Here is a 24,139-nt window from a genome sequence, read left to right on the forward strand (position 1 = left end):
AAAGCAGCCTTGCTTTATCATCGCCGCAAACTGGGAGGCCAGCGAGTAATTATTGATGTCCCATACTATTTGCGCAAATAACGGGTTTAGACTCTCGTCAAGTGAGTTATTAATTGCTAGCGGGATACCTATTCGATTATTTCAAGACCAAATCAAAAAATGCAATGGTTCTGTCCATGGCGGTGTAAAAGTTGGTGGCGATATTGTGATTATCGCCTTCGTAGGTATATAGATTCGCAACCTTATTAACCGCGCATGCCTGCTCGGCAAGGCGAATGGAAAACTCTAAAGGGACGTCTTCGTCTTCGGTTCCGTGGTGCAGCTCCAACGGTCCAGAAAGATCGGAGAGATAAGATGTGGCCGAAATCGAATCCCAAAAAACAGGGTTCTGCTCGGGCGTGCCAAATGTTTCAATCCATCCCCTGCGCCAGCCAACACCGCGTGAACTGGGTGACGGTGTGAATGAGCCAGTGCGCCGCCAGTTGTATAGCATATCCGTATAGGAGGCGACCACACCTGCCCAGATCACGCCAACTTTCACATCTTTTGAAATCACCATCGTTCGCAGCGTCAGATAGCCGCCCATTGAATGACCCCACATGCCGATTTTTTCAGGGTTGACTTCAGGCAATTGCTTGATGGATGCTACAGCATTCAGTACATCGATTTGATAACCAGGGTCGCCATACGCGCCAGTTGCCTCGCCTTCGGAAGCATCATGCCCACGATAATCGATGCGAAAAACGACATATCCCGCCTTTGCGATTTCATCCACGTAATGAATATATCTTTCGGTAGTGCGATACACATCTGGCGGAATGTACCCGTGGTTGAATACGATGGCAGGCCAGCCGCCTTCAGGAGGTTGTTCATTTGGAATGGTGAGCAGGGCATAAATCTTCAATCCCTCTGAAAGATAATAAGCGTAATAACGATGGTAGTTTAGTCCTTTATCCAACTCTTTTACAATTGTCACCTCACTGCCGGGGTAATCACCTGCGCGCAAGGCCATGATGCTCATCGGATGAGGCACGGGCGTTGCTGTTTGAAGCGGCGTTGAAGTGAGTGTAGTTGTAGGGATGAAAGTATTTATGCTGGATGCAGTGACTGTAGATGCAGTGCTCGGCAGGTACGCAGGCACAGCCGCTTGGGCAGTACATGCTGTTATAAAAAATATCGTGGCCAGAATTACCAATAAAGTTTTTTGCATTTTAAGTATTCCTCTAATAATTGTGTCGCTATCGCTCAGCATGACACTTCGTAAGGTCACTTATTAAGAAAACAACAAGAGGCGGTTTATTACCGCCTCTTGTTGTTTTCTCCAAGAACTCCGAGGTCTTTATACCAACTTCGTCGCTGCTTCTGCCTCTCGTAACTTTTCCGTTGCACGAAAGTATTTGAGATAGCGTATCGAGTTCGTATCTTTGCCAAGCAGAAGATCTGTTGCGCGAATTGAACTGCCTAATTTGATCGGGTCTGTAATGGAACAAGTAACGCCTGCTTGAATAGCCAAAGCCAGGAATGAGCTGTTCACAGAATGGCGATCGGGCAGGCCAAACGAAACGTTGCTCGCGCCTAGGCTCATATTTACGCCATATTCCATTCTGATTAATTCAATCGCTTTCAAGGTCACTGTTGCAGCCAGACTGTTATGTCCCACAGTCATTACCAGCGGGTCGATAATAATATCTTCAATCGGAATCCCCATCTTTGCGGCTCGTTCGATGATCTTACCCGCCGCTCCGAGACGACCCTCGGCTGTGGGCGGGATGCCCTCATCGGCAATCGTCAACCCGATGACAGCCGCGCCTCTTTCCTTAACAATAGGCAGGACACTCGCCAATTGTTTTTCCTCCCCGTTGACAGAGTTCACCAATGGCTTACCCGGCGCAACTCTGAGACCAGCTTCCAGAATCTTGGGCTCATTTGAGTCGATGCATAATGGTACATCCACAACTGATTTAACCGCTTCCACCACTATTGGGATGATGTCGGCCTCATCGATCTGAGGGTGGCCGACATTCACATCCAAAACATCTGCACCCCAATCTACCTGACGCTTGGCAAGATATTTGACGTAGTCCATATTTTTGTCAACAAGCGCCTGCCCCAGTTTTTTAATGCCCGTTGGGTTGATCTTCTCCCCGATCATCACGAACGGCTTGTCGATGCCGATGATGACCTCCTTGCTATTTGATTTTAGTATCGTATGCATGTGCCCTCCAAAAATATTAAACCTGACAGGTCTCCAAAAACCCACGACAAATAGTAGCCCCATTTCACGCACGAAGCCCTGTTAGCAAAGCTGTGTATGAGACCTGTCAGGTTTGCTTTCTTATTTATTCCTTCAAAAACCTCTTCGCCGTTTCTACCAGCATCGCTGTACCGATTGGCAAAGCCCTCTCGTCGAGATCAAATTTGGGATGGTGGAGCAGATAACCTTCATGACCCTTCTTCTGTACGCCAATCGTGTACATTGCGCCTGGGGCATGTGCCATAAAAGAACCAAAATCTTCTGCGCCGAGGGATTTATGTAATTCCTGCACGTTTTCCGCACCCAGTAAATTCTTGCCTACTTCTTCCATTACTTTTGAGACATATTCATCATTGATCATGGGTGGCGCACCAAGCTCGATCTTAAGTTCATAGTTACCGCCAAGTGCCCTGGCGACTTCAAAAGCGCGCTTCATTTCATCATGGATTTGCTTCTGTGCTTCAGGAGTTGTGAATCGCATGGTTCCTGTCAACTTGATGCTATCGGGAATCACGTTCTCAGTAAAACCGCCATTGATCGACCCAATGCTGACAACTGCAGGGGCAAATGGGTCAAGCCTGCGTGAGACAATTCCATTCAATGCAATGATCACATGCGCGAGAAGAAAGAACGGGTCAACTGTTGTATGTGGATAAGCGCCATGCCCGCCTTTGCCCTGGATGACTCCGAACCATGAATCCACGCCGCCTGAGCATGGCCCGGCGTTGATCGCAATCGTGCCGACAGGCTGAGTCGGGTCTACATGCTGTGCGATGACATAGTCCACGCCCTCCATTGCACCTTCCTCAGACATGCGTACCGCGCCGCTTTTTCCTTCCTCATCCGCGGTTTCTTCAGATGGTTGAAAGAGAAAGCGGATACGACCATTCAACTTTTCCTTTGCGATCAGTTGCGCCGCGCCGAGCGCCATGGCAGTATGTGAGTCGTGTCCACAGGCGTGCATTTTATTTTCCACGGTGGATTTGAATTCAGTATCGTTCAATTCCTGCAACGGCAGCGCATCCATATCCGCGCGGATGGCGACCAGCTTGCCGCCTTCGCCAATATCCGCAACGACACCAGTCTTGCCAACGCCGCGTTTGACGCGATATCCCATCTTCTCCAGTTCATCCGCCACAATCTTTGCTGTGCGATGAACGTCAAAGCCCGTTTCGGGGTGCATGTGAAAATCACGCCGCCATTCAATCAATTCTTCTGTAATTGCATGTGCTTGCTTTAACATAAATACCTCCAAAGTTTTTTACGTTGAGCGGAGGTGCGATTTTTGCACCGCAGTCGAAGCGCTTTTGTTTGTCAACTGCCTGTCCCTCGACTTCGCTCAGGACGTAAGTATTACTTCTTCCTTACCATCTCCCTCTCAGCCGCTGCCATAATTCTATCAAGTTCCTTCTCTTGCTGTGGCTCCAGTGGCGGCACTTGATGTTCGCGCAGAATTTTTTCGGCCATGTCAACGGCATAATCGGCCATTTGTTTTCGTTCCAATTTATCTTCCCAGGTCTCCCATGAGTTGCGTTCTGCAAGTTTTGTGAGCGCCAGTTCGCCCGCACGCAAATGTTTGAGTGTATGTTTTTGACCCAGATAATTTCGCGTGCCATCCATCACGTTGCCGATAATTTCAACTGCAAGATGTTCCGCATCTGCCGATAAACCTGTGCGTAATCGCATCACGCTTCCAACTAGTTCATTGTCCAAAACCATTTGCGCATAAGAGCCCATTACACCTGCTTCCATTTCACCAATGCCAGAGAGTTCATCAGCGCCAGCCAATGCGGGGATGGTGGCGTTCAGTCCGCGCTCGAAGGCGTTTTGGGCATCAAGTGTATGGGCATTCGTTGAAAACCCATACACGTTAACGCTAAACCCGTAAAAATGTCCGAGTTGAATCGTGCCAGCGGAGGATAAGCCCAGTTCCACTCCGCCCCAGATCAATCCCGTGCGTGGCTCTAACATTCCGAGTCGTCCGCAATACACAACACCACAGCCAGGGTTGACGATTTGCGCCAACACAAGCAGCGCAAGAGTCTCGGCGCTTTGCTGCACAAGGCTTCCTGTAATGGTCATTGGTGAAGTTGCGCCGCCCGTTGGGGCAGGAAGATTGGCACAAACGACGCCAGCTTTTGCCATTTCAACAATAGCCGCCGCGGCAGGTTCGTGAATGGTCAACGGGCTGACAGGAGAAAGTGACAGCGTTAATTCATTTGCAGGCGTGCCGACCACTTGCGCCATTTCGACTGCGTACTTTACTTCCTCTGCAAATTGTATGCCAGGCCCTTGCAAAGGCTTGGTTGTGTGGGGGAGTGAATGACGATACATGAAAAGTGACATCAACTCGCCAGGCACATCTTGCGGCGTGAAGAACGGAGTCACCGTGTGACAGTTTGGCAGCGCATCCAAAACGCGGGTGGCGTCGATCACATCCCGATCGGTTGCAATACGCCTTGTACCAGTCCTTGCGTCAAACACATCACGCGCACCGCCCAGGTTATGAAAATATAAATTGCCGCTACCTAATTCATTCACCACACCATTGCGCCCGCGGATCTTTGGGCGTTTGTTTGCTTTTGCAACACAATCCATCACAAGGTCTGCGGGCATGCAGACGCGGTTGCCTTTCAATGTGCAACCTGCCCCAAGTAAGATATCCAAACTTGGTTTATGCGTCCAGATGACACCTACTTCACTCATGATGCGAAGTGTGGCTTCGTGCATGGCTTTTACTTCATCGTCCGATAAAAATTTCAACCTCTCCATACATTCTCCTCTTATGCTCTTGCCCTTTGCCCGAAGCAATCTGTACTATATTGACGAGATTACTTCGTCGGAAAGAGCTTCCTCCTCGCAATGACGCATGTTACTCTTCCAACACCTTCGCTAAAAATTCCACACGCTTTACTTCTGAATCAATTACATTCTCCATATCCAAAAACGAATGCCCTTCATTTTTGTACAAAAGCAACTCAATTTCCTTGCCTAGTTCGATCAATTTATCACGCGCATCGGTGGATTCCGATGCGGGACAGCGCGGGTCGTTCTCTCCGCAGATCATTTGCACGGGCGCGTTTACTTTATCCAGAAAGAAATAAGGTGAACGCGCGATCCATAGCTCGCGATTATCGTCAGGGTCACCCATGTTTTCGATGTTCCAATGTTGCAGGTCTTCTCGTGAATTTTTATGTGATTTCAACCAATTCAAGAACGGCACCACTGCCGAGCCAACCGCCCATAATTCGGGATACATCGTCATACAAGTCATCGTGAGATAGCCGCCATGGCTTCTCCCTGTTACGCCAATTTTGTTTTTGTCAGCCAGTCCATTTTCAACTAAGTATTTCACACCCGCCGCGCAATCGTCTGTGTCTATGCCGCCCATATCGAAGCGACTTGCGTTTTGCCACTTCTTTCCGTAGCCCGTTGAGCCGCGATAATTTGGCGCGAGCACCGTCCAGCCGCGCGAAGCCATATGACTCATGATCGGATACCACAAAAATTGGAACAACCAATTCGGCCCACCATGAATATTTATTACCGCACGTTTGCTATCCTTCGCGCGATACAACAATGCGGGCACTTGCACGCCATCTTTGCCTGCATACCAAACCTCTTCAGGCTGAATAAATTCCTCATTTTGTAATTCTTCAGGCAATGAATTTGTTAATTGTTGTGTTGTACCATCTTCAAGATTTATTTTCCATAAGTCACATGGATGTTGCGGGTCTTCATACAGAATTACAACGCCATCAGCTGTGAACTGCGAAAAGTAGTGGACACCATCTCCAACCTTTTTCTCCTTAACTGGATCGCTTCCTTTCTTAAACTGGAAATTGGTTCGTGCCCCTTCAGCATGTACCCACCCGATAATTTCTCCGCTTCGCGACCAGGCAGGTTGAGTATCATCGCCAATGGATTCGTTGACCCAGGTGATTTCCTGAGTCTCAACGTTGAACAACCCAATATCATGCCATTCATCATTTTCACCGGAGAATGCCAGAAATTTAGAATCAGGTGACCATGCAGGGTTTTGTGCATTTAAAAGTTGACCGTTCAATTTAAGTTGTGTTGTATGTACTTTCATACCTTTGCGTGGACGATTGATTGGCATGACATAAATGCTTCTGTCACTGGCTGTCGACTCGGCTTCACTTGCGATCCATTGGCCGTCTGGTGACCAGGTCACATCCCAGCAGGGGTGAAATACATTTTTCAACAACCGCCCCGGAGTGCCATCAGTAGGGAGCAGGTGTAATGCAAACTGGCCGTGCTTATCTGAAAGCACGGCCAGCATTTTTCCATCCGGTGACCAGGAGAAATTCGGCTGATGCGCGTAGGCAATATTGGGCGTTAAGTCTGTTGAGATATTTGTTTTAAGATCATAAAGCACAATGTGATAAGACTCATGGCCATCGAGATCAAGCGCATACGCAAGCATTGAGCCATCGGGAGAAAATTGAGGCGAGAACTTGGCTCCTTTTATTGCGGAGTCCAACGTCTCCAGACTTTGGACTGGATCACCTTGTGCAAAATCGGGAGATTTCGCACTCCAACTCCATAATTCCCACTTTCCCGTTTTGTTCCACGAAAAGATAATTTGTTTTTCATCAAGCGAAATGGCGAATCGTAATTCATTATCTATATGAGGGACGCGGAGAAGTTGGGAGAGGTTGAGCATAATTAAGCAGGTTGAAAATCCTCTATCATTGGCAGGTGTTCGAGTCCTGCTTTTTTGGCGAGGTCCAAAACAAAAGCGTGGAGTTCAGCCTCTTTAGCAGGATCAAGTTCAGGTCGCTTGTAAGAGGCGAGGATTTCCTTCACGCGGATTTTTGCACGAGTGAAAGTATCCATCGAGCCTGTTTCCTTCCAGCCGCGCATCGAGTCGCGATCGATCACTTTACCGGGCATGTGCTGTTCCTTTTGGAAGAGCTGCATGGTAATGCGTTGTTTTAGGAAATCGCCGCCTTTGAAATTGATGCCTTCATAAAAACCTGTGGCAAGCGTTTCGGTATGAATCTTCATTCCTTGTACCATGCGTTTTGCCATCGCAATGCTTTCCGCGTCGATGACGAGTTTTTCAGGGCTTTGACAAAGGAGAGAGTCTAACATGCCTGATCCAGAGATCATATTGATGCCGCTCAATGCGCCGATCATTGCGCCCATGCCGCTTTCGAGACCAGCCTGCATATCCATAACTTTCGATTCGGTTGCGCCGAGGTAAGCATGAGTCGGCAAGCCAAGGGATTTGCCGACCTGCGCGTAAGACGAATCGATCATGGCGGTTTCCACTGAACCGAACGGCGTGCTGCCTTTACGCATATCAAAAGTTGAAGGAGCGCCGCCCCAAACGATGGGGGAGCCAGCCTGTGCAAGTTGATGAATTGCAATGCCTGAAAGACATTCCGCGGCGTGTTGTGTGACTGTGCCGAGCAACGTCACCGGGGCGGCAGCGCCCGCGAGTGGCATGGAGACAATTTCAGCAGGCACACCCGCATGGGCCAAAACCATCAAGTTGCCTGCGCCAAAGTTTGACCAGATCAGCGGAGGCGACGGACAAACATCGAAGACTGCGCGTGGTTGCTCACGTAATTTTTCGCGCCCGCCTGCAAAAATGGCGAGCATATCGATCATGTGGTGCACGGTCGTGTTGGTAAACGCGCCCGTAACAATGGGTTTCTTTGAATACAACATGACCAGATACAAACGATACAGGTCATGCAATTCCCTTGGCACATCGTCACAAACAACGGCCGTGGATTGCGCGTCGTATTGAGGCAGGCTTTCTGCCACTTTTATGACGCGGATCAAGTCTTCAGTTTCGGCAGTTTTATGCTCAAGTGTCTCTGGGATGAGGACGGAGATTCCAGAGGAACCGGGGTCAAACTGAACAGCATCGCCTCCGTACTGGACCTTGGGATTGCCATCGTAATCATATAGATTGAACTGGCGAGGAACAGTCTCCAGTGCCTTGTGGACGATTTGCTCCGGGATCTTGACGATCATCGTCTCTTCGTCCACCAGCGCGCCTGCGTCATTGAGCAGTTGCCTTGCTTCGGCATTTTGCACTTTGATGCCAGGTTTGATCATCAATTGATATGCTTCTTCAACGATGCGCCCGATCAGTTCATCATCGAGCAAAGATAGTTTGGGTTGCATGGTGCGCCTCCTGGGTAATAGAGTTATGAGATACGAGAGATGAGTAACGAGAAGTGAGTAATGAGCTGCAAGATCGCCTTGTTACCCGTAACTCGTTATGTATCGCTTGGTGTTCGTCGCATCCATCTCCGATTGCCCAGGCCGCGCAGATTTATGCAGGCTGAAAGTCTTCCAGTATGGGCAATTGTTCGATGCCAGCTTTTTTGGCGAGGTCCAAAACGTAAGCGTGGAGTCGGCTGGTTTGAGCAGGGTCAAGTTCAGGTCGACGGTAAGAGGCGAGTAATTCGTTCACCATAACCTTTGCGCGGCTGAAAGTGTCCAGGCTTCCATTGGCTTTCCATGCGCGAGTTGAGTCGCGGTCAATTACGTTGCTCGGCAGGTGCTGTTCCTCGCGGAAAAGCTGCATGGTTATCCGCTGCTTGAGGAAGTCGCCGCCTTTGAAATTGATCTTGTCGTCATAAAAATCTGTTGCGAGCGTTTCGGTATGGAGTTTGACTCCGCCAAGCATACGTTTTGCCATCGAAATTCCTTCGGCATCTATCACAAGTTTTTCCGCGCTATGACAGGCGAGGAAATCCAACATGCCTGAACCTGAGATCATGTTGATGCCGCTGAGCGCGCCGATCATGGCTGAGATTCCGCTTTCGAGCCCGGCCTGTGCATCGACGAGTTTTGAATCCGTTGCGCCGAGATAGGTATGCGTGGGCATGTTAAGAGTCTTAGCAACTTGTGCGTAAGAACAATCGAGCATGGCGGTTTCAACTGCGCCCATCGGGGTTGCACCTTTTCGCATGTCGAAGATGGCTGCCGCGCCACCCCAAACGATGGGTGAGCCCGCATGCGCAAGTTGATGGATGGTGATGCCCGCCAGACATTCAGCCGTGTGCTGCGTGATCGTACCCAGCATGGTGACCGGAGCCGCCGCACCCGAGAGGGGAACAGATACGATTTCCGCTGGGATGCCTGCACGTGCAAGGGCGATGAGATTTCCTGCACCAAAGTTGCTCCAAATAAGCGGTGGCGCGGGGCACACATCAAAGATGGCACGAGGCTTTTCTCTTGCGGCTTCCTTGCTGCCCGCAAAAATCGCGAGCATATCGATCATTTCCTGAACGGTCTTATTTGTAAATGCGCCTGTGACGATGGGTTTCTTTGAATGCAGCAATACAAGATACAGGCGGTATGAGTCTTGAATGTCTTTTGGGACATCATGGCATATAACGGCAGTAGATTGCGCGTCATATTGCGGAAGTTGTTCTGCTACCTTGAGCAGACGGATCAGGTGTTCAGTCTCAGTAGTGTCATGCTCCAAGGTTTCAGGGTTGAGCATGGTGATGCCTGACGAGCCTGGGTCAAAATGGACTGAGTCGCCGCCATAATGCACTGTAGGGTTGCCGTCATAATCGTAGAGATAAAACTCGCGCGGCACGCTTTCGAGCGCTTTGTGTACGATCTGGGCGGGAATCTGCGCCACTTGAGTATCTGAGTCAATTTTTGCGCCAGCCGCCGAGAGCAAGTCCCTTGCTTCGGGGTTCTGAACTTTGATGCCAGGTTTAAGAAGAAGTTGATAGGCCTCTTCCAAAATACGGGCGATCATCTCGTCACTTAGGAGAGTAAGTTTGGGTTGCATAAGACACCTCTAATGAGATACGAGTAACTAGTAATAAGATTTGGGAGTAAGTAATAAGAGGTGAGACGCAAGATGAGTTCGTTAATGTATGGTGATAAGTATTGAGTCTCGTATCTCGTCGCTCGTTACCTATCACTTATTCCCTATTACTTCTCAACAGACTTTATGATCTTGTCAAACTCCTTGCTGATCTTTTCATCCAGCGGATCGGGTTGATGTTCTTTCAATATCTTGCGGGCTTTGGTGAGAGCCCAATCACGGGCATCATCTTTTTTGGTTTCCCATTCAGAGTATGGGCGGCGATCCATAAATTTGGGCATGAATAATTCACGCATATGGTTACGGGTATGTTTCTGGGCGAGGTAGTGGCCGCCGGGCCCGACTGCTGCAATCGATTCCATGGCGAGCGTTTCATCGTTGACTTCAATGCCCTGCATCATCTTATGAACGATGGAGAAGATCTCGCAGTCCATCATCATCTCTGCATAAGACCAGATGCGGCTGCCGTGCAGGAATCCGCATCCGAGCAGCATATCGGACATCACCACACTAGCCATGAAACTGGACATTGCGCCTTCGAGCCCTGCCTGCCAGTTTGGTTCTTTCGCGCCAGTGGCAAATGCACCCATTGATAGTGGAATGTTGTAAAAGTCCGCGAGCACATTGGTTGCCGCGCCAAAGAGAAAGTCCTCTGGGCCGCCACCTGTATATGCACCCGTGCGAAGGTCAGATGCGGTTTGCGCCGCCGCATAAAAGACGGGCGCGCCCGGATATGCAAGTTGTAAAAGAGCCGTTCCCGCGATCACTTCCGCGTTTCCAACTGCAAGATTGCCAGCCATGGTTGTGGGGCCAGTAGTGGCGCAAGCTGCCATGGTCATAAAGCCAGTTGGGATCCCAACTTCTGCGGCTAATAGCGCTGCGTCAAGCGAGCCGCCATCATGTCCAAGTGGGGGAGCCGTGCATTGCATCAGCGAAAGGACTGGCCGCTCGCGGAGCTTATCTTTTCCGCCAACGATCAGTGCAGCCATTTCAATCGCGGCTTTTGCCTCTTCCACGTTGTAAATGGACTCGGTCTGCACGTGTTTGGTAGAGTTCTCCCAAACAGCTTTTACTTCATGCAGCCCGCGTGCTTCTGCGGGTGTGTCTTGTGCAGAGACGGGAACCCAGTGGAATGCAACTTCTTCAGTTGCATCAGCTACTCGGACAATGTCACGAACATCCTGCAAACATGAGGTGCGCTTTTCGCCAGTGTTGATGTCGAGTACTTCTACACCGCAACCATCGGTTCCAAGGTGGACGTGGTTTCCATCCAGTTGTAAATCCTGCTGCGGGTCACGCGCTGCAAGTTTGTATGCAGGCGGAGCTTTCTTGAGCGCATCTTCGATGATCTGCGGCTTGACACGCACGATCTTCTTTTCGTAGTTTACGTCTGCGCCATTGGCTTCCCAAATTTCCAACGCACGTTTGGATGGAAACCTCACGCCGACTTTTTCAATGATCTCTAAAGTGGCATCGTGGATCTTTTGTACATCTTCAGTTGTTAAGATTTCAAGTTTCAGCTTTGGATTGCTGATCGTTTTTATATTCTTATAAGACATAGGGCCCTCCCGAGGCTTATGTCTCTCTTCTCTCTGAGCTGGTACTAACGTTTATTGATCTGCCTTCCCTACCAATTCCTTCGCAACCTTTACCGCACCAACAGCATCTTCAGAGTAGCCGTCGGCTTTTATTTTTTGAAACCAGTCACGGGTGATTGGAGCGCCGCCAACCATCACTTTGATGCGTGGGCGCAGACCTTCCTTATCCAACTCTTCGATCACTTCACGCTGACGAACCATCGTGGTGGTGAGCAATGCGCTCATGCCGATGATCTGCGCATCAATTTCAATCGCTTTGCCAATGATATTTGCGGCAGGCTGATCCACCCCGAGGTCAGTCACTTCAAAGCCAGAGGCGCTCAACATTGTGCCAACCAGGGTCTTACCGATCTCGTGGATGTCGCCTTCAACGGTGGCGAGTACAACGCGCCCCATCGTTTCGCGAGCCTCACCTAATTTGAGTAATTCAGGTTCCAGTACCGCAACTGCGGCTTTCATCGCCTCACCCGCCATCACCAATTCAGGGAGAAATGCTTCACCTGCCCCGAATTGATCCCCAATATAATTCACGCCCACCACAAATCCATTCGTGATCGTTTCCAATGGGTGCATATTCAATTCGATGGATTTTTTCGCAAGATCAACAGCGATTTCCGATTCCCCGTCTATAATGCTTTGCGCCATCTGTTTATATAGTTCTTCCGACATACTGCCTCCTGTTTCATTTTGATTTCTTTATCCAATGGGATACTTGCTTTTCTTTTTCTCTTAACATTTTCGCAGGGATATTGAGATATTCCTCCAGCCACTTGCCGGAGTCCATTACATGCTCAATGGAAGCCTGCACGGCTCTGTCTGCATCGCCTTTTTCAAGCGCAACTAGAATTGCGGTATGTTCATCGTGGGTTTGTGCAACGCTGCCCGCAAGCAGTTCAGGTTTGCGGAACAAGGCCTCATACAATAACCAATCGGGGAAGGCATTTGCAACAACAGCATATAACTTGATCAGCAAATCGTTTCCTGATGCTTCGGCAATTGCGGTGTGGAACTCGCGGCTTAATTGACGTTCCAGCGGCATCTCATTCAGCTTTACATGCCTGTTCATTTCATCCATTATCTTTTTCAGCCCCAAAACCTGGTCAGATGTAATGTTCAGCGCTGCTTCTTTGGCAATGATCGCCTCGAGTATCAATCTCAGGCCATACGCCTCCACAATATCCTTGGTGGACATTTCCCGTACACGTACACCTCGATAGGGCACACGTTCTGCAAGACCCGTTGAAACAAGCAAATCAAGTGCTTCTCGGACGGGGGTCATGCTTACGCCCATTTGGCTGGCAATATCCTCCTGCCTGAGCCAGTCTCCGGGCGCATATTTGCCCGCGATGATCTGACGATGCAACGCGTCGTAGATTTCTTCTTTGAGTGGTTTGTGGGTAAGTTCTTTTTCTGGTATTGACGCCATAATTATATATTATATATAATCACCCCTGATTTCGGAAGTGCCTCATGTCATGAAAAATGTCATCGGTTATACTGGGCATATTGGAGACTTCATGTCTGAAATTGATCTCACCCCTCTAGAACCTGCAATTGAAAAATATATTCCTTTGGGCCGCTCCGGGCTGTTGCCAGCCTTGCACGCGGCTCAAAATATTTATGGATGGCTGCCTCAGGAAGTTGCCACTCAAGTTGCGCAAACTCTGCGGGTGCCTCTTGCCGATGTGCACGGTGTGATCGAATTCTATTCAATGTTCTATAACAAGCCTGTCGGTAAAAAGATCATTCGTGTTTGTGTCGACCCAGCCTGTGGATTAAGAGATTCAGACGGACTCTTGCAAAAACTTTGCGAACAATATGAAGTGGAACCGCATCAGACTCACCCGGAGTTGAATCTAACCATTGAGCCGAGTCCATGTCTTGGGCTGTGCGAGCAGGTACCGGCTATGTTAACGACCGAGGGTGATAAGTCCACTGTGTATCTGGGCGCGGAAGAAGCCTTTCGTCCCTTATCCGCTGTGGGTGGCACGATCCGCTTGTTAACCAAAAATTGCGGAAGTGAAACAACATCTCTATCAAAGTATGGACGTTATGAGGGCTTCACCAAAGCCTTGCAAATGAAGCCAGAAGATGTGGTTGCCGAGATCAAAACCTCAGGTTTGGTGGGACGTGGCGGCGCAGCATTCCCAACAGGAATCAAATGGGAGGGTGCGGCCAAGGCGCAAGCCGATCAAAAATATGTCGTTTGCAATGCAGATGAATCTGAACCCGGTACTTTCAAGGATCGCGTCCTTTTGTTGGACGATCCACACAGCACTATTGAAGGCATGTGCATTGCCGCATATGCGATTGGCGCAAGTAAAGGTTATATTTATATTCGCGGGGAATATCCATACATTGTGCCTGTGTTGGAAAATGCACTCGTTGAGGCGCGCAATGCAGGTTATCTCGGTGAAAGATTTGATATTGAAATTCGCGTCGGCGCTGGTGCTTACATTTGTGGCGAGGAGACCGCGCTGTTTGAATCGATCGAAGGGAAGCGCGGATTCCCGCGTGTGAAGCCGCCCTTCCCGACGACGAACGGCTTGTTCGATAAGCCGACTGTTATTAATAACGTCGAAACACTTTGTAACGTCCCGCTTATCCTCTCGAATGGTTCGGTTGAATATCGTAAGCTGGGCACCGAAAAATCACCGGGCCCGAAATTGTTTTGCGTTTCCGGTGACGTGGCAAAACCGGGATTGTATGAGATTCCATTCGGTGTGACCTTGCGTGAACTGCTCAACATGGCCGGTGGCGTAGCCCGCAAGAAATCTCTCAAAGCCGTTTTATTTGGCGGCGCGGCGGGAGCATTTGCTACATCCGAGCACCTGGATGTGAAATTAACTTTCGAAGATTTACGCTCAGTAGGTTTGCCCCTCGGCTCAGGCGTCATCATGGTGTTTGACGAGACTCGTGATCTGCGTGATGTGTTGAAGAGACTTGGAAAATTCTTCGCTCACGAATCCTGCGGCAAATGCTATCCCTGCCAGATGGGTACACAACGCCAGATGGAAATTCTCGATCGAGTGGCTGAAGGCAAAGCTGAAAATGAGGACTTCATCCGCTTGCAAGATGTCGGTTGGACGATGACAGATGCAAGTCTCTGCGGTTTGGGTCAGACTGCGGCGAGTGCTGTATTGTCTGCAATGAATCTATGGCCAGAGATGTTTACTCTGGAATCCGACAGCTTGCTGTCGAAGGGAAAAGACGAAAGTGGAAAGAAAATAACTAAGGCATCCAAAGTGTCCAAGGTATCTAAAGCGTCAAAGGCGAAGTCGAAAACGGTTAAGAAGGTTGTAAAAGCAACGACGAAGAAAAGCAAGGAAACAAAAACCAGGAAAAAGTAAGTTTGACCCTCAACTTTTGACAAACTATAAGGTGAACTCATGACAGTTGCATTAACCATTGATGGACGGGAAGTAAATGCTGAGCAGGATCAAACTCTGCTTGATGTAGCTCGTGAAATGGGCAAGGATATTCCCACTATCTGCTTCCATGAGGCGACCACGGCAAATGCTCTCTGCAGAATCTGCGTCGTAGAGGTGGAAGGGCAGAGAGTGCTCCAGCCTGCGTGTATTGTCAAAGCAGGAGCAAGCATGAAGGTCCAGACTCGAAGCGAAAAAGTCATCCGCGCACGCAGAACGATTCTTGAAATGCTTGCATCCACGATGGATCTGTCCGAAGCTCCTGAAATCCAGCAGATGATGTATGAATATGGTGCGTCAACCAGCCGATTCCCCGATGCCGAACGCAGAGAATCGGAAATCAAAGATGACAACCCGATGTATGTACGTGATTACTCGAAGTGTTTGTTGTGTTGGCGCTGCGTGCAAGTCTGCGCGGAAGATGCGCAATATACTTTCGCGATCAACTTCGATGGGCGTGGGTTTGAAACTCAGATCGGCACATTTTTTGAAAAACCGATTCCGGAAACAAGTTGTGTCTTATGCGGGCAATGTGTTGCGGTTTGCCCAACTGGCGCACTGAAACCGAAGCGCGAATATTTATTGGAACAGGGCATGAGCCCGCAGGAAATTAATGTTTTGAATACCGGAAGGAAGAAACGCAAGAATTAACCGCGAAGAGCGCGAAGGCCGCGAAGAAAAACAGAATATCTTTGCGTTCTTGGCGGTTCGTTTTTGATTTTGGAGGTACGAATGATAAAACCCGACCGAATCGTCACCACCACCTGCCCATATTGTGGGGTGGGCTGTAATTTGGAATTACATATCAAAGATGACCATATCTTTAAAGTCACCTCGCCGTTTGATTCGCCCGTCAATCACGGTAATTTGTGTGTGAAGGGACGCTTTGGCTATGACTATGTCTATCATCCAAAACGGGTGACCACCCCGTTAGTGCGGCGATATTTGCTGGAAGGCCAGCCAAAACCCGAAGGCAGAGAACAAGTCTTTGCCGTAAGTACGGATGGCAAACCAATCTCTAATTCTCTAATCTCTAATTTCTGGGATTGGGTCGAAACCGACTGGGACACTGCGCTCGATATCGTGGCCGATAATCTTATTCGCATTTACAAACGCGATGGCTCGGATGCCATGGCAGTTTATGCCTGCGCCAAAGCCACCAACGAAGATAATTATCTTTTGCAGAAAATGTATCGCGCCATCTTCCGCACGAATAACGTGGATCACTGCACGCGTTTGTGTCACGCGGGTTCCGTGGTTGCGCTTCAGCAGGCCACAGGTTCATCCGCGATGAGTAATACAGCTTCGCAGGTGGTCATGAACGATGTGTTCATTGTGACTGGCTCAAATACCACGGAAAATCATCCTATCATTGGATTGCAGATGAAAGCAGCAGTTGAGAAACATGGCGCGAAGATGATCGTAATCGACCCGCGTCGAATCGAACTTGTTGACTTTGCCGAGTTGTGGCTGCCGCTTAAGCCCGGCACGAATGTGCCGTTGTTTACAGCCATGGCCTATGTGATCGTGGAGGAGAATCTTGTCAACCACGATTTTATCGATGACCGTACCGAAGGCTACACGGAATTCCTTGCAACGCTGGAGGATTTCACACCAGAGTATGCCGAAGAAATAACTGGTGTTCCAGCCGAGGATATCCGCAAGGCCGCGCGGCTGTATGCCAGCGCGAAAAACGCGGCCATCTATTGGGGCATGGGCATCTCGCAACTTTCACATGGCACGGCCAGTGCGCTTGCGCTCATCAACCTTGCGTTTCTCACCGGTCATATTGGCCGCGATGGCACGGGATTAAATCCACTGCGCGGACAAAACAATGTGCAGGGCGCGAGTGACATGGGCTGTATGCCGTTTCATTACCCTGGTTACATGCGCGTTGATAATGATGATAATGCCGCGAAATGGGAAAAGACTTGGAATATCGAGCCCGGCGGGCTTTCGCGCAAGCTTGGTTTGACCACCACTGAAATTTTGAGTCACGCACATGTAGGCGGCATCCGTTCGTTGTTTATCATGGGCGAGAACCCGATGATGTCTGAGCCGAATCTGAATGAAACGCGCAAGCATATGCAGCAACTTGAGTTCCTCGTTTCGCAGGATATTTTCATCAACGAGAGCGGCGCCTTCGCGGATGTGTTCCTGCCTGCCACTCCCTTCGCCGAAAAAGATGGGACCTTCTCCAATACAGATCGCCGCGTGCAACGTGTGCGTGCGGCTCAACCTCCACGCGGACAATCACGAGTCGATTGGGAGATCATCTGCGATTTAGCCCTGCGCCTCGAATCCCGACTTGGAATTGAATCGGCGAAATGGGATTATTCCAACCCCGAAGAGATCCTGCGAGAGATGGGTAATGTGAATTCGGATTATGCCGGCATAACGTATGACCGCATAGATAAAGTTGGCTTGATCTATCCTGTGCCCGATATGACTCACCCCGGCACACCCACCCTATTTAAAGAATCCTTCCCTCGCGGACGTGGAAAATTCCACCCATTAGAATTTGTCCCTGTGATGGAAGAAGCTGATGATGAATATCCATTCATCCTAACTACAGGCCGCGTTCTTGAACATTGGCATGGCGGCACAATGACTCGTAACTCATCCCTCAACGAAGCCTACCCCGAAGCGCGAGTCGAAATGCACCCGGCTGACGCTGAGATTCACGGCATTCGAAACGGCGATGCAGTTCGGGTTACCTCAAGACGCGGTGAAGTTATTCTGCGCGCAACGGTAACCGAGAAAACATCGGTTGGCGTGGTCTTCATTCCCTTCCACTTTGTTGAAGCCGCCGCGAATTTACTGACGAATGATGCGCTTGACCCGCAGGCAAAAATCCCCGAGTTCAAAGCCTGTGCAGTACAGATATTTCCTGCAAGGGAAGATGATCTGGCAAATCCAGATGTGGTTTTGAGTAGAGGAAGATACTAAAAGCAAATGGAGTGGGTTTTCGAAAACCCACTCCATTTGCTTTATTTTGATTTTTTCTTCGGAGTTCTTTTCTTCGCCAACCGACTCTCTAGGTTCTTAATTTTTTCCTCCCACTCTTTTTGGTCACCATATTCTTCTCCGCCCCCTAGTTCAAGATATTTCTCATAATCCACAATTGCTGCAGAATAATCCTTTTTCTTTTCAAAAATTAGTGCGCGATTGATATAAACGCGAGCATCGCCAACATTGAGATCAACTGCTTTGTTGTAATCTGCAAGAGCGCTGTCAAAATCGAGTTTTTTGTCGTGTATGAGAGCACGACCAAAATACGTATCGCTATCATTTTTATCAATGTCAATGGCCTTGTCGAAGTCTAAAATTGCATCATCGAATTTGCCATTTATGCCGTAACTTGATCCGCGCATCATGTAGTAAATAGCGAAGTTAGGGTCGAGCTTAATGGCTTCTGTGTAACAACGAATTTCACTTTCGCTGTTGTCGTTTAACTTAGTTCCTCGTTCAAACCATTCCTGTGCAGTAAGTTGTTCTATTTCTACTGATGGCGCCTGATTGGCAACTGCCATTTGGGTTTCGGTAATTTCTTTGGCGTCTTCCGCTAAAGTGTGCAAATAAATATCTTCAATAGCAACATTCAGAAAACGGTTGCGAAGTTTCTCAAAGCCCGCTTCAACATATTCAGCGACAAGACTCATCCCGTTATAGCCGTTAAGAGAAGCAAGTTTGCCTGTTAGCGCATCTTTGACTGTTAGGTCTCCGAAATCAAAAACCTCCAATATTACGGGAATAATGTTACGCTTTTCACCCATGGCCGTTTCTATTTCCCGCCTAAGCCAATCTCCAGGTTGATTGCATCGTTCCAAAGCCGATGGTGAAAGAATGATAATGAAGTGTGCTCGCGCTCTAATATTTTCAAGAATTACTTTTTCGAAATTCCCGCTATCAATACTTTGATAGTCAAAAAAACATCATACCCGTGGTGGGTGAGGTCTTGATAAATGCAGTATGCCCACGGAAAATTTGTTCTGCGATAACTGATGAAAACGGTTTTTTCGATGCGCCCCATTTGTGGCTCCTTTGAAGGAATTATACAGGCAAATAGAAAAGACCTGACATGTCTTCACGTGATCCTGGCGGACTAGCACCCTTGTCCTCGCAAGCAACTCGGTTAGCCTCGGCGCAGATGAGACATGTCAGGTCTGCTACGAATATTGGGTCTTAACAATATTGTACGGGCGTTTTCGCGGGCGCAGATTATATTTGGAAATCAAGTAAAATAATATCGTTCCCTCATGAAAACCGATCCGTTGCCTCTAATATCAGAAAGACCTGAAGACGACTTGCATGGGGAACTACTTCGCTCGATTGCGAAAAGTCTCATCGGTTTAAGCCTTGGTTTTATTGTATTGTTCTATTTTGCGGCACCGGAATTATTGACCCGTTCCGTTTACGTAGCGGGAACAACCTGCGCCTGCAATGTACTCATCATATGGTTGGTCAATCGGGGAAATCTGAGATTGGCTAGTTTTCTATTAATTGCTTTTCTATGGTCTACCGTTTCAGTGATGGCATTCACGGCAGGCGGGTTGACGGCCCCAATATTTGTCGGCCATCTTTTGGTCATATTGTTAAGCTCCCTGGTTCTGGGAACCTCAAGCGGATTATTCATAGCCCTCCTTAGCATTCTATTTGGATGGCTTCTTGCTTACGCTGATTTACTTGGCCTTTTACCCAGCCCTATTCAATATTCATCCACTGCCAGGCTGATCATTTACGGATTTTTCTTTGTAATAGCATATCTTGTTCACCGGGTTTCGGTGAATACTACTACCAGAGCCATAACGCGAGCGCATCTCACTCAAAGCCAGTATCGAACTTTTTTGGAAAATATCCCCACTGTTACTTATATCAATGATATTTCGGCTGATTCATTGACCACCTACGTGAGTCCTCAAGTTGAAAAATTAGTGGGGTATACACAAGAAGAATTTATACAAGATCCTCTATTATGGAAGAAGCTCATCGTGCCACCTGACCAGGCTTATGTCGCCTCCGAGAACGCGCGCACCAACGAAAGTGGCGAGCCCTTCGTACTTGATTACAGGCTTATTTCAAAGAGCGGCAATATCATATGGGTCAGGGATGAAGCGTTACTGGTTCGGAATGAAAAGGGAGAGCCTGAATATTGGCTTGGGGTGTGGACAGATATCACCGAAAGAAAAATGTCCGAAAAGACTCGTGAAGACGTAGTCCGAACCCTCACGACCCGAACCGCTCAACTGATCACCGCCAGCGAAGTTTCGAGTGCCGCATCCTCGATATTGGAATTGAATGAACTGCTCTCGAAGGTAGTGGAGCTGATCCGCTCTCATTTTGATTATTATTATGTGGGCATCTTTCTGGTGGATGAAAAATTTGAAATGGTTAATTTGCGTGCTGCAACCGGGGAAAGCGGAAAACTAATGCTGGCCGCAAAACATTCGTTGATGATCGGGAATACATCCATGGTGGGTTGGTGCGTGGCAAATAACCAGGCCCGCATTGCTTTGGATGTGGGAAAGGATAACGTACACTTTAAGAATCCACTCCTGCCGCTTTCCCGTTCTGAGCTGGCTCTGCCTCTTCGAACGCACGGAGAGGTGATCGGAGCCATGACCATTCAGTCTGAAAGGGAAGCTGCATTCACAGATGCAGATATTACTGCGCTGCAAACCATGGCAGACCAGGTTGCCAATGCCATTGAGACTGCCCGTTTATTCGATGAGCGTTCTGACCTGATCGATGAGTTGGAGTCGAAAAATGCCGAACTGGAACGCTTTACTTATACTGTTTCGCATGATCTTAAATCTCCGCTTGTCACCATTCGTGGTTATCTGGGTTACCTCAGGCGCGATGCTGAAAAAGGTGATTTTTCGCGCTTTGACGATGACATAACCCGGATCATCAAAGCGGCAGATACCATGCAGACCCTCCTGAAAGACCTGCTCGATCTTTCAAGGGTAGGCAGAATTATTAACCCATCGGAAAATGTTGCATTTGAAGACCTAGTGAAAGACGCCCTTGATCTTACGCTGTCTCCATCAATGGCCGAAAACATAAAGATCGAAATTCAACCCTCACTCCCGGTCATTCATTGTGATCGAACGCGGGTAATTGAGGTCTTACAAAACCTGCTCTCCAACGCCATCAAGTTTATGGGTGATCAGCCGCATCCCACCATATGCATTGGCACAAGTGGCTTTGATGAAGAATCGGGTTTTCCAATATTTTTTATTATGGACAATGGGATTGGTGTCGACGCAAAATACCATGAACAGATATTCGGTCTCTTCAACCGTTTAAATCCCGATAAGGAGGGCACAGGCATAGGGCTGACGCTGGTCAAGAGGATTGTCGAAGTACATGGCGGGCGCATCTGGCTTGAATCAGAAGGGATCAGTAAAGGCAGCGCATTTTATTTCACGCTTCCTCAAGCATAAACAAGACCAACTCATGACAGCAAAATATCTTGTTCCCTTATCTGAAATTCGACGCGAGCATATCGTGCTGAGCTCGCGCTTCATTGCCACGCTCGCACCTGCTTTTTCCATAGACGAGGCGCGGGCGTTTATTGCGCGCATCAAAAAGGAATTTGCAGATGCGACCCATAATGTGCCTGTCTACATCATCGGCGGCGGAAATACGGTGACGGAATATTTTTCGGATGATGGCGAACCGGGCGGCACTTCGGGTAAGCCTGCTCTGGCGGTCCTACGTGGCAGTGGACTTGGCGATGCGGCGCTTGTGATCACACGATATTTTGGCGGCACTTTGCTTGGCACTGGCGGGTTGGTAAAAGCCTATACTGAGTCTGCGCAGTCAGTGGTCAATGCTGTGAAGCGGGGGAGGAGAGTCCCTGTTCAGGTGGTCATGCTCGCGATCCCATATAATCTGCTGGAACGCGTGCGCCTGTTGACAACTCGTCAGCATGGCGAAATTCTTAGCGAAGAATTTGCGGGGGATATAACCATGACGATGCAATTTCCAGTTGAAAGTTATGATGCGTTCCAGAACGAACTGCTTGAACTCTCGGCAGGGAAGCTGAAACCTGAAGTGATTGAGTCAAAAGACTCCATCATCGCCGTTGTTTAGCTTTTTGTAACGGTTTATAATAAATGCAATAGCTTATATCTTAACTCAAGTTGCCACCTTGACATAAAAAATGTGTCACCCTGAGGGAGCGCGTTCGTCGCGACCGAAGGGTCTGCGTTTATAGTGTCAGAGATGCTTCGGGGCGAAGAGCGCCCCTCAGCATGACACGACGAGAGTATAGTAGCAACTTAGGTTATCTTGTTATTGTTGATAACGAAGTGTAGTCTTTAGTGGAGTTGGTATGGAACAACCTAGCTGGATCGGGCGGACTCTAAGTGGACGCTATAAGATCGATGCCTTGCTTGGCCAGGGTGGTATGTCTGCGGTCTATAAGGCCACAGACCCAAACCTCAAACGTGTTGTTGCTGTCAAATTAATCCATTCACATCTATCATCAGATCCAACTTTTATTCTTAGGTTTGAGAGCGAAGCCTCCGCAGTGGCCAGCCTGCGGCATTCTAATATCGTGCAGGTCTATGATTTCAATAACGATAACGGCGTGTATTACATGATCCTGGAGTTCATTCCCGGGGAAACACTTCAGGATCGCATGAAACGCCTTGTATCTGAAAACCGTAATTTGCCCCTTGAAGATATCTTGAATTTTACAATCAACATAAGCGACGCGGTAGGCTTTGCTCATCAGCGCGGCATGGTTCATCGCGACATCAAACCTGCAAACATTATGTTGGATCCGCAAGGTCAGGCTATTCTGATGGATTTCGGCATCGTAAAAATTCTTGGCGAGAACCACACATCCACTGGTGCAGTGGTCGGTACCGCACGCTATATGTCACCGGAGATCATTCGCGGCGAGGTCGCCGACCATCGTTCAGATATTTATTCCCTGGGTATAACTCTATACGAGATGTTGAGCGGACATCCGCCATTTGTTTCTGATTCCGCCATGACGTTAATGATGATGCATTTAAATGAGCCCGTGCCTGATGTGCGCAGTTTCAGGTCGGATGTTCATCCTTCTATTGTGGATATTCTTGAAAAGTGCCTCGCCAAAGATCGCGAAGATCGCTACCAATCCGCTGCGGAACTTTCCATAGACCTGCGGCGTGCACTGGCTTATATTGGCGGGCAGGCTACCTATATTCGAGTGAACCCGGAGCCCAGGGTTGTCACCGCTCGTGGACTGGAGACAAAAGCAGTCGGTCTGACTCAAGATAAGCCTGCCTCTGTCCAAGCAGCATCTGCCACGCCTCTGCCTTATACGCCCAATACGTCAACTACATCTTCCACCCCCGCCAGTTCATCAGGTTCTTTTAAATTGCTGCGGGTGTTTGGTATCGGTCTCATTGCCATTACATGCTTTGCGATATCCTTCTTCCTAGGCGGCATGCTTTTCGATACAACACCATCCCAACAGACTGGAGAACCTCCACAAACTGCCCAACTAGGGGCAGTGCCGATCATCACTGAATATCCTAGCGCCCCTGTAATTGCACCTGAAATCGCCGTATCATTGGCTACGGCCACGCCCAGGGGACCCTATGTCGTCATCACATCCATCAGTCTTCAAGACATTACTTATGTAGTGGATTACGAAGTTCATGATTTTACTGACTCATTACACGTCCATATGTTTTTTGATACGGTTCCACCTCAACAGGCAGGTTCGCCCAGCTCTGATACATGGAAGATGACGTGGGGAGAGTATGGAGATCCCCCATTCACGCAGTATCTAATTGCAAACCGCCCCCGAAGCGCATCACAGATGTGCGCACTGGTCGCCAATACCGATCACTCGATAATCCTCGGCAGCGGCAACTGTGTACATTTACCCTAAAACTTATGGACGAATCAATTAAACATCGGACAAATCGCGGCATAGCCGTAGCGTTCTAGAAAGGAGCTTTTGAAAGCAGTCGAATTCAACTGGTTCAAGAAACGATCAGCTAGTTCAGGGAGCCGTGCT

Annotated in this window: 16 protein-coding genes and 1 pseudogene; 6 read left to right on the forward strand and 11 right to left on the reverse strand. The window is 48.8% G+C overall.

Translation table 11 applies throughout. The annotated features are described in order from the left end of the window. Positions 1–136 precede the first annotated feature (136 nt). The 10 genes and pseudogenes from AC14M5_RS13515 to AC14M5_RS13560 form a co-directional block, all read right to left on the reverse strand. The gene (locus AC14M5_RS13515) at positions 137–1,210 is read right to left on the reverse strand and encodes an alpha/beta hydrolase family protein (protein WP_484030200.1); all 1,074 of its coding nucleotides are present in this window, start codon (positions 1,208–1,210) and stop codon (positions 137–139) included. 129 nt (positions 1,211–1,339) lie between these two features. Further along, complete coding sequence (locus AC14M5_RS13520; RefSeq protein WP_484030201.1) at positions 1,340–2,215, reverse strand: dihydropteroate synthase; 876 nt, start codon at positions 2,213–2,215, stop codon at positions 1,340–1,342. A gap of 124 nt (positions 2,216–2,339) precedes the next feature. Continuing rightward, entirely contained in the window at positions 2,340–3,497 is a 1,158-nt protein-coding gene (locus AC14M5_RS13525; RefSeq protein WP_484030202.1) for a M20 metallopeptidase family protein, read from the reverse strand. 110 nt (positions 3,498–3,607) lie between these two features. Then, entirely contained in the window at positions 3,608–5,026 is a 1,419-nt protein-coding gene (locus AC14M5_RS13530; RefSeq protein ID WP_484030203.1) for a trimethylamine methyltransferase family protein, read from the reverse strand. Positions 5,027–5,126: 100 nt separating this feature from the next. Continuing rightward, entirely contained in the window at positions 5,127–6,941 is a 1,815-nt protein-coding gene (locus tag AC14M5_RS13535; protein WP_484030204.1) for a S9 family peptidase, read from the reverse strand. A 2-nt stretch (positions 6,942–6,943) separates the two neighbouring features. Next, positions 6,944–8,419: a trimethylamine methyltransferase family protein gene (locus AC14M5_RS13540; protein ID WP_484030205.1), complete on the reverse strand. Its 1,476-nt coding sequence runs from the start codon at positions 8,417–8,419 to the stop codon at positions 6,944–6,946. Between the two features lie 151 nt (positions 8,420–8,570). After that, positions 8,571–10,049, reverse strand: a complete 1,479-nt coding sequence (locus AC14M5_RS13545; RefSeq protein WP_484030206.1) for a trimethylamine methyltransferase family protein — start codon at positions 10,047–10,049, stop codon at positions 8,571–8,573. Positions 10,050–10,195: 146 nt separating this feature from the next. Continuing rightward, positions 10,196–11,668: pseudogene (locus AC14M5_RS13550) on the reverse strand (trimethylamine methyltransferase family protein); the annotation flags it as partial. Positions 11,669–11,698: 30 nt separating this feature from the next. After that, entirely contained in the window at positions 11,699–12,355 is a 657-nt protein-coding gene (locus tag AC14M5_RS13555; protein ID WP_484030207.1) for a cobalamin B12-binding domain-containing protein, read from the reverse strand. A 13-nt stretch (positions 12,356–12,368) separates the two neighbouring features. Next, the gene (locus tag AC14M5_RS13560; protein WP_484030208.1) at positions 12,369–13,112 is read right to left on the reverse strand and encodes a GntR family transcriptional regulator; all 744 of its coding nucleotides are present in this window, start codon (positions 13,110–13,112) and stop codon (positions 12,369–12,371) included. 91 nt (positions 13,113–13,203) lie between these two features. Here AC14M5_RS13560 and AC14M5_RS13565 point away from each other — a divergent pair, with 91 nt between their 5' ends. The 3 genes from AC14M5_RS13565 to fdhF all read left to right on the forward strand — a co-directional run bounded on the left by AC14M5_RS13565 (position 13,204) and on the right by fdhF (position 18,063). Further along, positions 13,204–15,036 carry an NAD(P)H-dependent oxidoreductase subunit E gene (locus AC14M5_RS13565; RefSeq protein ID WP_484030209.1) on the forward strand — a complete coding sequence of 611 codons (1,833 nt, stop codon included), beginning with the start codon at positions 13,204–13,206 and terminating at the stop codon, positions 15,034–15,036. Positions 15,037–15,075: 39 nt separating this feature from the next. Continuing rightward, entirely contained in the window at positions 15,076–15,765 is a 690-nt protein-coding gene (locus AC14M5_RS13570) for a 2Fe-2S iron-sulfur cluster-binding protein (RefSeq protein WP_484030210.1), read from the forward strand. 81 nt (positions 15,766–15,846) lie between these two features. Continuing rightward, a complete protein-coding gene (gene fdhF / locus AC14M5_RS13575) occupies positions 15,847–18,063 on the forward strand; it encodes a formate dehydrogenase subunit alpha (protein ID WP_484030211.1) in 2,217 nt (738 codons plus the stop codon). Between the two features lie 41 nt (positions 18,064–18,104). Here fdhF and AC14M5_RS13580 read toward each other — a convergent pair whose 3' ends face one another. Further along, positions 18,105–18,890: a tetratricopeptide repeat protein gene (locus AC14M5_RS13580; protein ID WP_484030212.1), complete on the reverse strand. Its 786-nt coding sequence runs from the start codon at positions 18,888–18,890 to the stop codon at positions 18,105–18,107. Between the two features lie 483 nt (positions 18,891–19,373). On the opposite strand from AC14M5_RS13580, the gene AC14M5_RS13585 reads away from it, so the two are divergent. The 3 genes from AC14M5_RS13585 to AC14M5_RS13595 all read left to right on the forward strand — a co-directional run bounded on the left by AC14M5_RS13585 (position 19,374) and on the right by AC14M5_RS13595 (position 24,010). Then, the gene (locus tag AC14M5_RS13585) at positions 19,374–21,560 is read left to right on the forward strand and encodes a sensor histidine kinase (protein WP_484030213.1); all 2,187 of its coding nucleotides are present in this window, start codon (positions 19,374–19,376) and stop codon (positions 21,558–21,560) included. A gap of 13 nt (positions 21,561–21,573) precedes the next feature. Next, positions 21,574–22,212: a YigZ family protein gene (locus tag AC14M5_RS13590; protein ID WP_484030214.1), complete on the forward strand. Its 639-nt coding sequence runs from the start codon at positions 21,574–21,576 to the stop codon at positions 22,210–22,212. A gap of 241 nt (positions 22,213–22,453) precedes the next feature. After that, positions 22,454–24,010: a serine/threonine protein kinase gene (locus AC14M5_RS13595; RefSeq protein WP_484030215.1), complete on the forward strand. Its 1,557-nt coding sequence runs from the start codon at positions 22,454–22,456 to the stop codon at positions 24,008–24,010. Positions 24,011–24,139 lie beyond the last annotated feature (129 nt).

It is taken from the genome of Candidatus Villigracilis sp. (assembly GCF_057083605.1).

Coding starts and splice junctions, on each gene's coding strand:
- AC14M5_RS13515 (WP_484030200.1), bottom strand. CDS start 1,210: ATGCAAAAAACTTTATTGGTAATTCTGGCCACGATATTTTTTATAACA.
- AC14M5_RS13520 (WP_484030201.1), bottom strand. CDS start 2,215: ATGCATACGATACTAAAATCAAATAGCAAGGAGGTCATCATCGGCATC.
- AC14M5_RS13525 (WP_484030202.1), bottom strand. CDS start 3,497: ATGTTAAAGCAAGCACATGCAATTACAGAAGAATTGATTGAATGGCGG.
- AC14M5_RS13530 (WP_484030203.1), bottom strand. CDS start 5,026: ATGGAGAGGTTGAAATTTTTATCGGACGATGAAGTAAAAGCCATGCAC.
- AC14M5_RS13535 (WP_484030204.1), bottom strand. CDS start 6,941: ATGCTCAACCTCTCCCAACTTCTCCGCGTCCCTCATATAGATAATGAA.
- AC14M5_RS13540 (WP_484030205.1), bottom strand. CDS start 8,419: ATGCAACCCAAACTATCTTTGCTCGATGATGAACTGATCGGGCGCATC.
- AC14M5_RS13545 (WP_484030206.1), bottom strand. CDS start 10,049: ATGCAACCCAAACTTACTCTCCTAAGTGACGAGATGATCGCCCGTATT.
- AC14M5_RS13555 (WP_484030207.1), bottom strand. CDS start 12,355: ATGTCGGAAGAACTATATAAACAGATGGCGCAAAGCATTATAGACGGG.
- AC14M5_RS13560 (WP_484030208.1), bottom strand. CDS start 13,112: ATGGCGTCAATACCAGAAAAAGAACTTACCCACAAACCACTCAAAGAA.
- AC14M5_RS13565 (WP_484030209.1), top strand. CDS start 13,204: ATGTCTGAAATTGATCTCACCCCTCTAGAACCTGCAATTGAAAAATAT.
- AC14M5_RS13570 (WP_484030210.1), top strand. CDS start 15,076: ATGACAGTTGCATTAACCATTGATGGACGGGAAGTAAATGCTGAGCAG.
- fdhF (WP_484030211.1), top strand. CDS start 15,847: ATGATAAAACCCGACCGAATCGTCACCACCACCTGCCCATATTGTGGG.
- AC14M5_RS13580 (WP_484030212.1), bottom strand. CDS start 18,890: ATGGGTGAAAAGCGTAACATTATTCCCGTAATATTGGAGGTTTTTGAT.
- AC14M5_RS13585 (WP_484030213.1), top strand. CDS start 19,374: ATGAAAACCGATCCGTTGCCTCTAATATCAGAAAGACCTGAAGACGAC.
- AC14M5_RS13590 (WP_484030214.1), top strand. CDS start 21,574: ATGACAGCAAAATATCTTGTTCCCTTATCTGAAATTCGACGCGAGCAT.
- AC14M5_RS13595 (WP_484030215.1), top strand. CDS start 22,454: ATGGAACAACCTAGCTGGATCGGGCGGACTCTAAGTGGACGCTATAAG.